The sequence below is a fragment of the Bellilinea sp. genome, from assembly GCF_034432615.1.
Lineage (GTDB): Bacteria > Chloroflexota > Anaerolineae > Anaerolineales > Anaerolineaceae > Bellilinea.
The window spans coordinates 1-15,131 of sequence record NZ_DAOUBL010000370.1 but is presented as its reverse complement, the minus strand read 5'-3'; the positions used below and the strand labels follow the sequence as shown (position 1 = coordinate 15,131).

Here is a 15,131-nt window from a genome sequence, read left to right as displayed (position 1 = left end):
GCCTGATTTTGACGCTCTCCCCGGCGGTCAGACTGCATACCTTTCAGGTTGAGTACCGCTGGCTGCACTGGATTGGCTGGGCAGGCTGGCTGGCGCTTTTCAGCCTGGCTTATCGCTTTCTTAACCGCCAGTTAGAAGAGCACGACCCTTACCTCCTGCCAGTCACCGGCCTGTTGAGCGGTTGGGGATTGCTCACCATTTACCGGCTGGATAGCCAATTAGGCAACCGCCAAACCCTTTGGCTGACCGTCGGGATGATTGCCCTGATTCTCACAAACCGCTATCCACAGGTGTTCAGCTGGCTGCGCCGCTATAAATATCTCTGGCTGACGGTTGGTTTACTGCTGACCGCGCTCACTTTTTTACTGGGCACTTATCCGCCCGGCGAAGGCCCGCGTCTGTGGCTGGGCTGCTGTGGTCTTTACTTGCAACCATCCGAGCCGTTAAAGTTGCTGCTGGTGATTTATCTGGCAGCCTATCTGGCAGATCGCATCCCCTTCCATTTTGGGCTGCCCACCCTGCTTGCCCCCACCCTGATCATGACCGGTTCGGCTGCCCTGATGCTTGTGCTTCAGCGCGATCTTGGCGCTGCCACTCTCATCATCGGAATTTATACGCTTGTGATTTTCCTGGCTGCCGGTCGCAGAAGGATTTTAATCATCAGTGGATTGTTTTTGCTGGCTGCGACAGTGGCAGGCAGCCTGGTTTTCGACATCATCCGCCTGCGCATTGAAGCCTGGCTTGACCCATGGGCTGATCCTGCCAACCGTTCCTTTCAAATCGTCCAGTCCCTGATTTCAGTTGCCGCCGGGCGATTACTGGGCAGCGGGATAGGACTTGGCAGCCCTGCGCTCGTGCCGGTAGCCCATTCCGATTTTATCGCCGCCGCAATTGCCGAAGAAAGCGGGCTGGCGGGTATGCTGGCAATCATCTCCCTGTTTGCGCTGTTGACTTACCGCTGTTTTTCTATCTCGCTGGCCGCCCGTACCACCTTCCAGCGTTTTCTGGCTGCCGGGATTGGTGTGTATTTTGCCATTCAAGCCATTTTGATCATGGGCGGCAACCTGCGTCTGCTGCCACTGACCGGGGTCACACTACCGTTTGTGTCCTATGGCGGCTCTTCACTGGTTACCTGTTTCATTGCCGTTGGGATGCTGCTGTGGATCAGTACCCCCCACAATGATCCACCCCTGCCCGTTCAACAGCCGCGGGCCTACACGTGGGTATCGGCGCTTTTTCTGATCGGTTTTAGCGCGCTGGCAATTCTGGCCGGCTGGTGGAGCATTGTCCGCGCCGATGCCTTACTTTCACGCCCTGACAATATTCGTTGGATGGTCAATTTGCGGTTTGTCCCACGGGGTGATTTGCTGGACCGGCGCAACGAAGTGATTGCCACCACCAGCGGAGAACGCGGCAGTCTGAACCGCGAACTGCTCTATCCTCCGCTCGGCAACACGGTCGGTTACATCAACCCGCGTTTTGGGAAAGCCGGGTTGGAAGCCACGCTGGATGGATATCTAAGCGGTTTACAGGGCAACCCTGCTTCGCAAATCTGGCTGGCAGAGCTGCTATATTCTCAGCCGCCGGAAGGTTTGGATGTGCGCCTCAGCCTCGATCTTGGTTTGCAGCGGATTGCCGACGGCCTTATGGAAAATCATCGCGGCGCCATTGTCCTGCTCAATGCCCGCAGCGGGGAGATACTGGCAATTGCCTCTCATCCCTATTACGATCCCAACCAGCTCAATGAACGCTACGCCGAATGGCTGAACGATCCCGCTGCTCCGTTTGTCAATCGGGTTACCCAGGGTCAATACCCCACCGCTACCGTGCTGGGACCTTTTTTCTATGCCTACCTGAGCGAGAAGGGCAGCCTGCCTGTTTTACCACTCAATCTTTCCTACAACTATGAAAATCAGACCCTCACCTGCGCCCGTCCACCGCGCGTCCCGCTCAGTCTTGAAACGGCCATTGAAGCCGGCTGCCCGGCTGCTTTGGTAGAGATGAGCCGCTCCATAACCATCGCTCAGATGAAACAACTGTTCAATGACCTGGGTTTTTTCACCGCGCCGGATATTCGGCTGGATGTGGCCCCCCCCGCCCAAACCGGTCAACTGACCAGCAGCCGGAACGCAGCAATTGGGAAAAGCGAGGTTAAAGTAACCCCTTTGCAAATGGCACAGGCGGCCGCCGCATTGACCAATGCCGGAACGCGCCCCAGCCCGCGGCTGGCTGTTTCGGTACTGACACCCCATCAGGGGGCGGTCATTTTGCCGGCCGGCTCACCGGTTTCTGTTTTCGGCAACAGTGCCGCCATCACCGCAGCGGTGAGCAAACTGGCATCTGAAGATATCCCCATCTGGCAGTCGCTTTCAGCTCAACACTACGATTCAAGCGCATATACCTGGTTTATTGGCGGAACGCTGCCTCAGTGGGGTGGAACACCGCTGGCCATTGCGGTTCTGCTGGAAGAAAACAATCCTCAACTGGCTCAGATCATCGGTGAAACGATCCTGCAGAGCGCACTCCAACCAATCAGCCCTTGATTAACAGGTCGCGCAATGCCGCTTCGTGTTCCACAAAGCGGAAGACATACCCGGCTTCCAGCAGCCGCTTTGGGATGGCGCGTTGGCCTTCCAATACCAGTTTACTCATCTCTCCCAAAACCAGTTTCAAGGCAAAGGCCGGCACTGGAATCCAGTATGGGCGATGTAAAATGCGCGCCAGCGTTTTCCCAAAAGTAGCGTTCTGAACCGGCTGGGGTGCGCTCAAATTGAAGATGCCATCGAAGTTCGAATTTTCCACCAGATAATCCACTGCTCCCACCACATCCGCCATGTGAATCCACGGCAGCCACTGCCTGCCGCTGCCCAAAGGTCCACCAACAAACAAACGGAACGGCAAAATCAAACGGTTCAACACCTCCGCCCCCTCTGCCAGCACAACACCGGTGCGTAAAACAATCCGCCGCACGCCCATGAACTCAGCCTCGCGGGTCGATTCCTCCCAATCCACACACAAACGGGCTAGAAAATCCTTGCCCGGCGGACTGGATTCCTCCAGCACCTGATCACCGCCATCTCCATAATAACCAACCGCCGAAGACTGCACCAGCACCGCCGGTTTTCGGGCAGCCTGGCGCATGGCTTCAATTAACGCTTTGCCGGATTGGATGCGGCTGGTGTAAAACCGTTGCTTGCGCTCCTCTGTCCACCGCCCCGCCCCCAGGTTTTCTCCGGTCAGGTTGATGACCACATCCATTTCATTCATCAGGTCGCCCCACCCCCCGGCCGATTGGGCATCCCATTCCACACCTTTGGCGCCTGCCGGCAAGCCCGCGGTTGAACCACGCCGGCTCAGGATGTAAACTTCCTGTCCCTTTTCCATATAATGACGGGTCAAAGCAGAGCCAATCAGACCCGAACCGCCCGCAATTAAGATTTTCACCGTTCACCTCCGAAAGCGTATCTTTGTACAATATTAACACTTCTTAACCCATTTCTCATAGCGATTGTAGAAAGGTGGTGCTATAATTTTGCAGGTGAGGTCGCAATGGCGGATAATGTGCTGGTACTCAACGCCAATTTCGAGCCAATCAATGTCTGCGACTTACGCCGTGCGGTTGGTTTGATTTTGACACATAAAGCATCCATGGTGATGAACGGACGAGGCGAAATTCACACCGCTGGATCTTCATTCCCGCGTCCCTCGATCATCCGCCTGCAACACATGGTGCATCGTCCCCGCCCCAGGGTCAAATTGACCCGGCGAGAGGTCTTCCGGCGCGACAACTACACCTGCCAGTACTGCGGTAAACGCAGCGGCGATCTGACCATTGATCACGTCATTCCGCGCCACTTAGGGGGTCAACACATCTGGACTAATGTGGTGACTGCCTGCCCGCAGTGCAACCATCGCAAAGGCGGGCGCACACTGACTGAGGCCGGTATGCAGCTGATGCGCACTCCCTCCGAACCGCCTGCTTCCGCTTTGTATATATTCGGCCGTCATCTGACCGAATATATCGAGTGGGAACCTTTCCTGCTTGGCTGGTAATTCACGCGCCCGTTGTCAGATCAATCCCCATAAAATCCTCGCAAACAAACACCGGACCGTCAAAAGCAGCCTGTGCCTCTTGAATCAGTGCTTGTTTGGTTACATGAGCCGGATAGTGAATCAGATAAAGACTTTTCACACCGGCTTTGCTTGCCACTTCTCCGGCCTGCTGCGCCGAAGAATGACCGATGGTGCTCCCCGCCGATTCGTGGATCAGGATATCAGCACCTTTCGCCAGACGCTCAACCTCTTCGCATGGTTCGGTATCGCTGGAATAGGCCGCCGTTTTTTGAATATCCTCAAATGAAACCCGAATGCCTATCGTCGGTAACAGATGCCGGACCGGCGATGCAACAATTTCCAGACCCCTTAACTTCAGCAGTGCTGTCCCCTCCACGACTGGAATTATGCAATATTCGATTGGGAAGAAGCCCGGCCAGGAGCGCCAGTCATATAATTCCATCATGGCTTGCAGCCGGCTGAGGGTATGTTCCAGCCCGTAAATAAACAAGGGCTTCTTCCGCCCCAAAAGCCACAAATCCATCAAAAACAGCGGAGCGCCGGAAACATGGTCCGGGTGAAAATGAGTCAAAATCAAATGATTGATTTGGTCAAAGTTGACCCCAGCGCGCTGCAGGTGAACAATTGGGTTGGCGGCGCAATCCACCAGAATCGCTTCCTCACCGTGGCGGATTAATAAATGCGTATTTTCCCGACCGATGGCGGGAATGGCGTTTGCGGTGCCCAGAAAGATGATTTGATCCATGCCGTTCCCTTTCCATAAACAATTTTTTGGTACCGAATCAGCCGAAAAAGCGAACCAGAATCAGCGGCGTGATCCACGATTCAATCAGTGCTGCCAGGAGCATTAAAGGCGTTACCACTCCGACCATCACTTGCAACCAACCGGCTAACGCCATTAAGAAGACCTCACCGATCGTCCTGTCCTTCATCGGTGTTGCCAGTAAAAAACCGATTCGCAAAACTGCCGCCGTTGACAGCAGAATTGCCGGCACTTCAATAATGCCGTGCGGCACAACCCCCGCAAGAATCAGTTGAGCAGCCGGCAATTGGTTGATTTCCATAATTCGGGTGAGGTAACCCAGCAAACCAAGCGTTGCAACCAGGGGCAGGGTACCCAACACACCGAAAGAAAACAATCCCAACAGTAATCCAATCATCAGCGCACGCATGTTCTGAAAAAAGATGTTTGTAAAGTTCCCCATTGCGCCACCTGGAACCTCAAGACCCAACTCCTGTACACGTTCTTGAAATTGACCTTCCGGCAAGATGAAGACAAAGCGGTCAGCCTGCTGAGCGCCGAGAATAATCACAATTACGGCGAGCACCACGGCTGCCAAAAAACTGCCGCGCAGCTCAAGCAAAGTCTTACCCAGCACATTCCGATACCAATCCAGCAGATTGCGAGCGCCGCCGCGGAAGCTGCCCCAGAAGATGCGCCATATCCAGCGGAAATTGAGCACGTCAATTTCTCTGCCCAATAATTCTTCGCGCTGAAAATGCGCCAGTCCCACGCGAATCAGCAGGATTGCCAGCACCAACAGACCAAACACAATCCACCAGAGGGAGAGCGTTTCTCGCCCCCAAAACATCACCACCGCCTCAGCCTGAATCAACAGGGCCATCGGAATAATGATGAAACTTGCCAGTAGATTGGCAGCCCGTACTGAGGTGGCCTGGGTGGATACAACCACCGCACCGCTGACCATCACCACCGCCTGCATAATGGTCAGGACGATGATTTGCAGCATGGTTTCTGCATCCGGTAAGGGAATACGATTGATGAGCAATCCGCCAACATAGACCGCCATCCCCAAAAAGCTGCCCACCAGCGGCGGCACAGTGGAGGAAAGCAATTTACCGAGGTAAAGCTGCCAGTCAGCAAGCGGTGAGGTTAACAGCGGTTCAATACTGCCACGCTCTTTTTCACCCACAAAACTTTCCAGCGCAATGACCAGTGAAACACTGATGGGGAAAAAGCCCGTAATCAGCAACAAAAACGGAATCAACCGCTCGCCAACCAGCCCTGCACCGTATTGATTGACAAAATTGAGCAGTTGTCGGGCGGTGAAATTCATCAGAAAAGGGAAAAACAGCGTTAAGAACACAATCGGGAAGATAATTCGCCAATCGCGGAACTGGTCGCGTACCTCCCGCTGCGCGATGATCAGGGCTGGACGAAGATCAATTGCTCTCATTGCGGTTTTCCTCGTTCAGGCTGACTGCCCGTAAATAAGCTTCTTCCAGACTGCGCGGCACAGGTGCGCAGGACAGCACCGGCAGGTTGTGATCCAACAGGCTCTTCAACAACACCGGGATGGTTGCCTGCGGCTGGTCAATTTGAAATACAAAGCGGCCATTTTCCTGTCGGCTGAGGGTAACTCCATGCGGCAGAATTTCGGCAGTGATTACCGCGCCGTTCCGCATAACTACCTCATATTCCTCCGGTCCCAGCAAGACTCGTTTGAGCCGTTCGGGCACATCATTCAAAATAATCCGTCCACGGCGAATGATGGCAATTTGATCGGCAAGCTGCTCCGCTTCTGCAAGGTTGTGGGTACAAAGGATGACCGCCCGCTGGTCAGAACGCAGGGCAAGGATGGCATCCCGCACAATTCTTGCGCTCTCCGGATCCATGGCAGAAGTCGGCTCGTCCAGCAACAGCACTGGCGGGTTATGCAGCAAGGCGCGCACCAGCGCTAGCTTTTGCCGCATGCCTTTGGAGTATTCGCCAAGTTTCTTTTTGCGCGCATCTGAAAGACCAAACTGTTCCAATAATTCACTCTTACGCTGCTCAATGACCGGGTCTGGCATCCGATACAGGCGTCCATAAAAAGTCAGATATTCATCGGCATTCATTCGAGCATACAGACCATGATGCTCGGTCAAAACCCCTACTGAAGCACGCACTTTTTCCGCTTCTTGAACCACATCGTAACCGGCAATCTTTGCGCTCCCGCTGGTCGGGCGCAGCACGGAGGTCAACATGCGTACGGTAGTCGTTTTACCGGCGCCGTTCGGTCCGAGCAAGGCCAGCACCTGCCCGGCCGGCACATCCAGATTAATGCCTTGCACGGCAACGAAATCGGCAAAGTGCTTGGTCAAATTTTCTGCGTAAATCATTTTTCATCCCCTCAAATTCGTTCTATCCATCCGATAAAATTTCAGCCGCTAATCGTTTGCGATGGATTGCTTCCCTTGCGGTGCCGCCACAACAACCCAACCGCTGAACTGATCGCAATCACCGCCATTAGTGTTTGGTTGACATTCAGACCCGCCAAAGGCGAAGGGTCTAATCGTAGAAATTCCAGGAAAAAACGCCCAACCGGGTAAATGATCAAATACATTAAAAAGATGTCGCCTTTCTTCAACCGGTTGCTGAATTTTCGCCCTGCCCAAAGCAGAAAGGCCATGTTGAGAAGGTTGTAAATGGATTCATATAAGAACAGCGGATGATAGTAGGCGATGTCCTTGAACTCAGGCAGGCGGTGAACCGGATCAATGAAAATTGCCCATGGCAGATTGGTTGGTGCCCCGTATAATTCCTGATTCACAAAATTGCCCCATCGCCCAATTGCCTGCGCCAGTGCCAATCCGGGGGCAATGATGTCCGTCCATTCGGCAAAGATCAGCCCCTTTTTACGGCAGTAAAGGTACAACGCCAGCGCCCCGCCCATCACAGCGCCGGGAATGCCAAGCCCGCCGTTCCAGATGGCAATGGCATCCAGTGGATGGGTCAGGTAATACCAGGTTGTAATTCCGCGTTCGACCATAGAAGCCGGGGGAGTTAAGATGTGCCAGACACGCGCACCAATGACACCCGCAATTAATAACCAGGGCAGCATATCCCACACCAGATCAGGGCTCAGGTTGCGCTGTTTTACCTGACAGGCAGACAGCCAGGCAGCCATGATCGCCCCAAACATGATAATCACGCCATATAAGTGAATGGTAATTGGGCCTATACTGAAACTATTCGGCATCCTCACACCTCATTGTAAATTTATGCCTTTGGCAAGTCTTCTCCCTGGCGGCTTTGCTGATACACCAGCCAGATACGCTGTAAAGCCGTGAAATTCCCTAAAATTGCCAGAATCCACAATGCAATCAACGGCTGACTGAGCAGGAGCAACGGGATGAGAACCAGAAATCGCTCCACACGAGTCAACAAGCCACCTTTTACTGAAAAGTGGGCCGCTTCGGCACGCGCCTTGACGTATGAAACCATCAAAGAACCGCTGGCCGCAGCATAACCAAGCAGCACAGGCAGACCCTCGCCTTGTTGCAGGTAATAAATCATCAATCCGCCAATCAAGATAATTTCCGCAAAGCGGTCAACCACGGAATCAAGCACGCCTCCAAAGCGGGTGGGGTTTCCCTGCAGGCGCGCCATGGTGCCGTCCAGCGCATCCAGCGGCGCCATGATCAGCACCACCAGCCCGCCCCAAAAAAAATGCCCGCGGGCCAGCAATACTGACGCAGCAAAAATTCCCAGCAGTCCTAACAGAGTAACGCTATTTGGCGTCAACCCCAATCGAATGAAGAAAGCCCCAATTGGGTCAAGCACTCCCTTGAAACGGGCGCGTAAGAAGTCGGTAAATGTCCCTTTTGGGGGTTGTTTTTCTGTCCGAACCACGCTTCACCATGATAAAAGAGATGCAGTTGCGGAAGTTCACCGCAGATTTTCTGGTTTGTATCCTATCTTACCTGATGCAAACTGTCAAGCAATCCCCCCGTTTAAAGATTAATCATCATCCTCAGAGGAGTCATCATCCAGTGGATCTATCAACACTTCGCGGTCTTTTCCGCCTCCCTGCGCCGGGCCGACAATCCCTCTTTCTTCCAATTCATCCAACAAGCGCGCAGCCCGCGGAAAACCGATTCGCAGGCGGCGCTGCAGCAGACTGGCGCTGGCGCGTTGGGTACGGCGCACCAGTTCAATGGCTTTCTCAATCAAATCGTCCCCCTCGTCATCCTGATTGATCAAATCTTCCCACGGCGCTGTTTGTTCGGTCTGATCGGTCAATCTCTGCTGCCAGAATTCAATCACCCGCTCGATTTCCTGATCTTGAAGCAGAACCCCCTGCGCCCGCTGTGGTGTACCGGATTCCGGGTTCAAGAACAGCATATCCCCTCTGCCAAGCAGCGACTCGGCTCCGTTGACATCCAGAATAACCCGTGAATCGATCGAAGATGCCACACTGAAGGCAATTCGCGCCGGAAAATTGGCCTTAATCAGGCCGGTTACCACATCCGTGCTCGGCCGCTGCGTCGCGATGACAAGGTGAATGCCGGTTGCCCGCGCCATCTGGGCCAGCCTGACCAGACTGTGCTCGGTCTGATCCGGCGCCGACATCATCAGGTCGGCCAGTTCGTCAATCAGCACCACGATGCGAGGCAGGGGTATCATGCCGCGCCGTTCGGCTTTGCGGTTGTAAGCGTTCAAATCGCGCGCTGCGTTGGCTTCAAACAAGCGATAGCGCTGTTCCATTTCAACCAGGGTCCAGCGCAGCACCGCCAGCATGCGTTCAATATCGGTTTCCACCTTGCCCAAAATGTGCGGCAGACCGGAAAAACGGGCCAGTTCGACCATCTTTGGATCCAGCACCACCAGCCGTAATGTGGCTGGTGAATTATTCATCACCAGACAGGTGATGATCGAAGCCAGACAGACCGATTTACCCGAACCGGTGGTCCCTGCCACCAACAGGTGCGGCATGCGCGCCAGGTCCGCCACCACTGGCTGACCGGACACATCCCTGCCCAGTGCAATCGCCAGTGGCGATTGCAACTTCAAGAATTCCGGCGATTCGAGAATTGGGCGTAGCCTGACCAGTGTGGTGCTGCTGTTCGGCACTTCCACCCCAACATAAGAATGGCCCGGCACGGGCGCTTCGATGCGCAATCGCTCAGCAGCCAACGCCAGCGCCAGGTCGCGTGTCAACGCCGAAATTTGGGCTACGCGCACTTTCTGGCGAATCATTTTTCCATCCGCGGCCGGTTTTTCGACATAGCCGGGTTCCACCGCAAATTGAGTGACGGTTGGCCCTTTGCGGTATCCAACCACCCGTGAAGGAACCCCAAATTCTGCCAAAGTTTTTTCGATCTGACGGGCAATCGCCAGAATCCGCTCTTCATCGAGACCGTTGCTCTCTTCCTTTGCCAGTAATGAAAGCGGCGGCAGATTTTCCTCGCGCTGATAGGCAACCACCGGGACGGGAATGCCTTCCTCCCGCTGAATTTTGGGGTGATTTTCATCCATGCCGGTTGGTTGCGAGTGAGTTACGGCTGGCATTTCCACCGGCAAAGAGTCAATCCACGCCTGAACACGCTGACCAGCCCAGTGATGAAAACCGGTCGCACTGGATAAAAACCAGATCCCCAGCAAAACCAGCAAAAGGCTGCTCCAGGGCAAAGGCAAGAACTGGCCGAGCAGGTACGCCAACCCCCAGCCAATTACACCCCCATCCAGACCCGCCTCTGCCCGCTCCACCGAAGCCCCCCCCAGCAACGCCAGAAATGCCATGGTGGTAAAAATCAACCCTTCCCAGGCAAGAATACGCCCTAAGGGGAAGCGGCGATTTTGCGCCGGGTTACTGCGCAGCAGAGAAACACCCGCAAGGGTGGTTAAAACTGCCAAAGGATAACTGGCAACCCCCAGCCAGCGCTTCAACCAGTATCCGAAAGGAGAAATAAAAGAGCCGCTGGTCAACCCCAGCAGTACCAACAGGGTTAACAAACTCAGCACCAGCAGTAAAATACCTGCCATATCCCGTCCATACCGTTCAAGACGCACCATCGCCCGCCCCACCCCCTCTAAAAGGGATGAAGCCTTCAATTGATTTTCTGAAAATCTTTTTTGGACGGACTTGCCGGCCTTCTTTTTGGAAGGGCTCATTCGGTTTGTACTAATCCCAGTCCCAGTCGGCGGCGCTCCGTATCCAGATGCAGAATGCGAACGTTCACTTCCTGCCCGACACTCAAATAATGATGAATGCTTTTACACTGCGGGGGCAGCCGGATCGAGGAAACGTGTATAAGACCTTCCACGCCTTCCTCCAGTCGCGCAAAAGCCCCGAATCGAGTCAGAGAAGTGATCCAACCACGCACCACATCGCCGGGTTTGTAACGCACCGCCATGGTTTCCCACGGATTTGGCTGCAGCCGCTTGAGGCTGAGTGCAATTCGTGAAGTGTCCTCATTCACTTGCAGCACAAGCACCTGAACTTCTTGATTGACGCTCAACAGATCAGCCGGATCCTGCACCCGTCCCCACGAAATCTCCGAAACGTGAATCAATCCTTCCACACCGCCCAGATCCACAAACACCCCAAAGTTGGTGATGTTGGTAATGCGTCCATTGACCACCGCCCCTTCTTTGAGGGTGGAAAATAAGGCTCGCCGCTGACCTTCACCTGCCAGCGCAGCCCGTTCCGAAAGGACAACTCGTTCGCAGCGCGGTTCACATTCAATGACCTTCAGGCGGATGACGCGGTTGACATATCCGGCTAAAATACTCCGGCGTTCTTCCTCACTTGCATCGGTCGGCATTTCCACAAGATGGGAAACCGGCACGAATCCCTGAATGCCTTTGCCCTGCACCAGGACCCCCCCGCGATTGAAACCATGCACCTTGAGGGGAACAATTTCGTCCTCTTCAAAAATTCGCTGAACATACCCCCAATCGGTGGGAATAACTGTTCCCTCATTTGCTCCGCTTGAATTTGCTCCTTTGCGGGGAGGCGCATATAACTCCTCATCCGCAAGAACTGCCGCCCACCACCCCTCATCAATTGGATCTGCTTGCTGTTCCCCCAGATCCGTACCTGTTTTTTTGGCAACCATCCTGTTAACCTCCCTGCAATAAGTACAAATAAGGTTTATTTATTGTATATCAATCACTCCGATTTTGGCAATTCGTTCGTGTGCCCATTTTGGGTTTCCATTTCCAGAATTGCTTTGGCAACCGCCTCAATTGCCACCCGCTGTTTACGGTACAGGTCGGCTTCCGACATCGCCAGACGCATGGCAATTTCTCTCACCTTCTTCCCCTCCAAAAATTTCATTTCCAGGATATTATACAATACCCATTCACCGGTGAAGCGCCGTTCTCCCTCCGGACGGACTCGTTCAATCGCTTCTCTCAAAATTGCCCGCAGCGCATTGGAAGTATTGCCGTCATAGCGGCTCAGCATGGCCTGCACAATTTTCAACTTCGTCAACGGGCTCTCGGTCAACTTGGGGCCGCCCCAGTAATGCGAAAGAGCGTCCTTTACCCACTGGGAAAAATCAGCGGCAGCCAAGGGAATTTCATCACTTAACAGTCCCGATTGATCATATCGGCCAGCGGCTTGTAATTGCTGGATATAAGCTGCTTTGGTAGCCAGTTCGCTGATTGACCGGAAAACCCCCTCCTGCAGACGGCGATCCTTAAGGGCCAGCAAGACCCGTTCGCTAAAATTGTTGATCACCTGAATTTGATCCTCATCCAAACGCATTCCGGCTGCGCCAGTGATTCCAAGTAACCCAATCAAGTCAGGAGCGCCCTCCTCGTCTTGATCCACCAGCGGAATGAGAATATCATCACCCCAGTTGAACATTTCCAGCGAAAGATGATTGGCACGGATCACACTTTCCAGGTCAACAGGGTTCTGATCCTCATCAAAAAAGGTCTTCCCAACCCGTACGACAATCTCAAGCCCTTCGGAGTTAAGGGCAGCCACATAAGCGCCTCTCACCTGCAGTCGGTCACACACTGCCGCAAGAATCATCTCCAAAAACTGGCGCAAATCGTTGCGGGTAATTAACCGTTGCTCCAGGTTGCGCAGGACTTCGATTTCATCTTTATCCTTTCCGTAAAACAGCCAGCGCTCCAGCATGGGAAAGGTCAAAGTAACCAGATATTGTCCGGTCAAAATGGTTGCCACCATGACAATGGGGACCAGCGCGTTATATGGAAGGCCGTATAATTCACCTGCGCGGCGGAGAATGGTCGTCAAGGCCAGCGTAATTGAGGCGGTCACCGGCCCGCGCAAAATCCACTTAAAGAGCCGGCTCTTGATGGTACGGTCTGGCAGGGCAACCCCGAAAAACGCCACCGAATATGCCATCATCACCACCAACCCGCCCACCAGGAAGTTTGTCAGCACCGAAAACACCCAAAAGGTCAGCCGGTGTTGGGCGGCAAAATTGGATGAAAACAGCAAAAACGGAAATGACCCCAGCACGGGGGCAATCGAACCAACCAGCAGGTAGCCAATCCGCCTTTTGCTGGTACCGGTTGCCGAGCGTCTGAATGCCCGCACAAAGTTGTACCATGCCATGCCAATTGAAACAAAATACACCAGCATGAATAAATCGGTACCCAATACCGGTTTGAGATATGGCGCAGGTTGTGAATCTGCCGCCAGTTCGCCCACCAGCAAACCCAGCGGCAGCATTGCCAGAAACAAAACAGCCAAAACATATGAAAGGCGGATAGCCCAGCGGCGTTTACCCCGGCTGGGTTTTCCAGTGGTCGCCAGCAGCGCATCCGAAAAATGCAGGTAGGCCGAGGGCAAAAATACGATCCCAACCCACTGCAACCGCAACCATAATTCCAATTCCTCCCGGCGGGGAGCAACACTGGCGAGCGATTCAGCCGAGTATATGACCACCAAACAAAAAAGGATCATCGCAAACGAGCGGGCAACTCGTTCCCGCAAGTTGAAGGTTAACGAATACAGCAGCAGCGAAAAGGCTGTAATCGCCACTCCTGCCATGAGAATCTGGTTAATGGTGATCAAGACTCCCATTCAATCACCTTTGATGGATTACCTCAACATACTGCTGAAAAATAACGCAATATCCTGATTTGCGTAGTACTGATCATTGTAACCGCTAAATTCAAAACCCAGTTTCAACGCCATGCGGATAGCAGGGGCATTTTTAGAATGCGTTTCCAGAATCATCCGCCGCAAACCACGCCGGCTGGCCCATCCTTGCGCTGCCAGCAATAAAGCACTGGCAATTCCTTCTCTGCGGCAGTGTGCCGCCACTGCCAGATGCGCCACCCAGGCTGTCCGCGTCCCCACCCGCTCTTCCACGCCAACGTATCCAACGATGTCTCCTTTCAACACAGCTGCCAGCAGAATGGTCTGTTGCCGCAGACGATCCGGCAAGCTCTCCATGCTGTAGGGGTACTCCACCTTGACCGAGCGCGGCAAACGCACCTCACGGAAGGTAACCGAAAGCTGAGTTTCCTCAACCAGGCGCTCCATTTGCCACACATAATCGCTTTTACCGTAATGTTCAAGCGAAATCAATACCGGAATTTCACCTAATTGAGCAGGTCTTACTTCAATTTCAGGCATATTCCTCCATAAAATTATGGCGCAGAAATTCTGACCGGAATGACACAGGCAGGAAAAACATTGTTCACATTATCCGTCACAACCAGGCGTAAACGATAGTCGCCGGGGGTGAGCGTGGTGGTGTCCCACTGGCCGCTGCCCTCACCGCCCAGCGGTTGATCCACAATCACCCGATCGCCAGCCGCAATGGTAACCCACAGATTGGATGACGGCTCGTTGTATTCATATTTATAAAAACCGAGATTCGGCACACTCACCGTTCCGCGCAGGGTAACCAGTCCCTTCAAGGTTTCACCCGCCTTCGGAAAAGTCCACTCAATGACTCCCGGTATGCACCCATCCTGAGCGGAAACATCCAGGGTAGGGATACCAATCGCTTCGGCTTGAGGGGTTTCCACTGAAACGGGGGGCAGGGTAGCGGTTGGGGTCGCCAGCAGATCGGCAGTAGGGGTTGCCATGGCCTGAACATTGGGAAAATCGGGGAAAACAATGGTGGTCAACACAAACTCCGAAGCCCCCAGCATCAGAACAAACAAGAAAACCGAGAGGGATGAGCGGAAGCGACGCTGGGCGCTCTCCTTTTCCAGTCCAAACACCGCGGTTCGCAATTCCTGCAAGGCTGCCAGCATACGGCGCATGGCAAACAGGCCCGTCCCTACCAGCACCAGATAAATCCAGGGTTCGTAAGTTTTTAAAAAGCGGAGA

13 protein-coding genes are annotated in these 15,131 nt (G+C 53.9%); 2 read left to right on the top strand and 11 right to left on the bottom strand.

Going from position 1 to position 15,131, the window contains the following annotated elements; translation table 11 throughout:
- Nucleotides 1-2,543: FtsW/RodA/SpoVE family cell cycle protein (locus tag VAE48_RS16455; protein WP_322794426.1), on the top strand; the 2,543-nt coding region annotated here is incomplete at its 5' end.
- Here the strand turns inward: VAE48_RS16455 and VAE48_RS16450 are convergent.
- A complete protein-coding gene (locus VAE48_RS16450; RefSeq protein WP_322794425.1) occupies nucleotides 2,533-3,444 on the bottom strand; it encodes a TIGR01777 family oxidoreductase in 912 nt (303 codons plus the stop codon). The genes VAE48_RS16455 and VAE48_RS16450 overlap by 11 nt on opposite strands.
- A 105-nt stretch (nucleotides 3,445-3,549) precedes the next feature.
- Here VAE48_RS16450 and VAE48_RS16445 point away from each other — a divergent pair, with 105 nt between their 5' ends.
- Nucleotides 3,550-4,053 carry an HNH endonuclease gene (locus VAE48_RS16445; protein WP_322794424.1) on the top strand — a complete coding sequence of 168 codons (504 nt, stop codon included), beginning with the start codon at nucleotides 3,550-3,552 and terminating at the stop codon, nucleotides 4,051-4,053.
- A 1-nt stretch (nucleotide 4,054) separates the two neighbouring features.
- On the opposite strand, the gene VAE48_RS16440 is transcribed toward VAE48_RS16445, so the two are convergent.
- The 10 genes from VAE48_RS16440 to VAE48_RS16395 all read right to left on the bottom strand — a co-directional run.
- Nucleotides 4,055-4,819, bottom strand: a complete 765-nt coding sequence (locus VAE48_RS16440; protein WP_322794423.1) for an MBL fold metallo-hydrolase — start codon at nucleotides 4,817-4,819, stop codon at nucleotides 4,055-4,057.
- Between the two features lie 37 nt (nucleotides 4,820-4,856).
- The gene (locus VAE48_RS16435; protein WP_322794422.1) at nucleotides 4,857-6,272 is read right to left on the bottom strand and encodes a stage II sporulation protein M; all 1,416 of its coding nucleotides are present in this window, start codon (nucleotides 6,270-6,272) and stop codon (nucleotides 4,857-4,859) included.
- Nucleotides 6,259-7,197 (bottom strand): ABC transporter ATP-binding protein, encoded by a 939-nt coding sequence (locus tag VAE48_RS16430; RefSeq protein WP_322794421.1) that lies wholly within the window; start codon nucleotides 7,195-7,197, stop codon nucleotides 6,259-6,261. The genes VAE48_RS16435 and VAE48_RS16430 overlap by 14 nt, the downstream gene beginning before the upstream one ends.
- Nucleotides 7,198-7,238: 41 nt before the next feature.
- Nucleotides 7,239-8,057, bottom strand: a complete 819-nt coding sequence (lgt, locus tag VAE48_RS16425; RefSeq protein WP_322794420.1) for a prolipoprotein diacylglyceryl transferase — start codon at nucleotides 8,055-8,057, stop codon at nucleotides 7,239-7,241.
- A gap of 20 nt (nucleotides 8,058-8,077) precedes the next feature.
- Nucleotides 8,078-8,710 (bottom strand): CDP-alcohol phosphatidyltransferase family protein, encoded by a 633-nt coding sequence (locus VAE48_RS16420; RefSeq protein ID WP_322794419.1) that lies wholly within the window; start codon nucleotides 8,708-8,710, stop codon nucleotides 8,078-8,080.
- Between the two features lie 108 nt (nucleotides 8,711-8,818).
- On the bottom strand, nucleotides 8,819-10,972 hold the full coding sequence (locus VAE48_RS16415) for a DNA translocase FtsK (protein WP_322794418.1): 2,154 nt from the start codon (nucleotides 10,970-10,972) through the stop codon (nucleotides 8,819-8,821).
- Entirely contained in the window at nucleotides 10,969-11,919 is a 951-nt protein-coding gene (locus VAE48_RS16410; RefSeq protein WP_322794417.1) for a 30S ribosomal protein S1, read from the bottom strand. Before VAE48_RS16410 ends, VAE48_RS16415 begins: the two co-directional genes overlap by 4 nt.
- A gap of 53 nt (nucleotides 11,920-11,972) precedes the next feature.
- Nucleotides 11,973-13,868 carry a histidine kinase N-terminal 7TM domain-containing protein gene (locus tag VAE48_RS16405; protein ID WP_322794416.1) on the bottom strand — a complete coding sequence of 632 codons (1,896 nt, stop codon included), beginning with the start codon at nucleotides 13,866-13,868 and terminating at the stop codon, nucleotides 11,973-11,975.
- 18 nt (nucleotides 13,869-13,886) lie between these two features.
- On the bottom strand, nucleotides 13,887-14,426 hold the full coding sequence (locus tag VAE48_RS16400) for a GNAT family N-acetyltransferase (protein WP_322794415.1): 540 nt from the start codon (nucleotides 14,424-14,426) through the stop codon (nucleotides 13,887-13,889).
- 14 nt (nucleotides 14,427-14,440) lie between these two features.
- Nucleotides 14,441-15,131: hypothetical protein (locus VAE48_RS16395; protein ID WP_322794414.1), on the bottom strand; the 691-nt coding region annotated here is incomplete at its 5' end.

Excerpts from the sequence above, each read along its gene's own strand:
- VAE48_RS16405 (WP_322794416.1), bottom strand. The coding sequence starts at position 13,868 with ATGGGAGTCTTGATCACCATTAACCAGATTCTCATGGCAGGAGTGGCG.
- VAE48_RS16400 (WP_322794415.1), bottom strand. The coding sequence starts at position 14,426 with ATGCCTGAAATTGAAGTAAGACCTGCTCAATTAGGTGAAATTCCGGTA.
- VAE48_RS16410 (WP_322794417.1), bottom strand. The coding sequence starts at position 11,919 with ATGGTTGCCAAAAAAACAGGTACGGATCTGGGGGAACAGCAAGCAGAT.
- VAE48_RS16430 (WP_322794421.1), bottom strand. The coding sequence starts at position 7,197 with ATGATTTACGCAGAAAATTTGACCAAGCACTTTGCCGATTTCGTTGCC.
- VAE48_RS16445 (WP_322794424.1), top strand. The coding sequence starts at position 3,550 with ATGGCGGATAATGTGCTGGTACTCAACGCCAATTTCGAGCCAATCAAT.
- VAE48_RS16440 (WP_322794423.1), bottom strand. The coding sequence starts at position 4,819 with ATGGATCAAATCATCTTTCTGGGCACCGCAAACGCCATTCCCGCCATC.
- VAE48_RS16415 (WP_322794418.1), bottom strand. The coding sequence starts at position 10,972 with ATGAGCCCTTCCAAAAAGAAGGCCGGCAAGTCCGTCCAAAAAAGATTT.
- VAE48_RS16435 (WP_322794422.1), bottom strand. The coding sequence starts at position 6,272 with ATGAGAGCAATTGATCTTCGTCCAGCCCTGATCATCGCGCAGCGGGAG.
- lgt (WP_322794420.1), bottom strand. The coding sequence starts at position 8,057 with ATGCCGAATAGTTTCAGTATAGGCCCAATTACCATTCACTTATATGGC.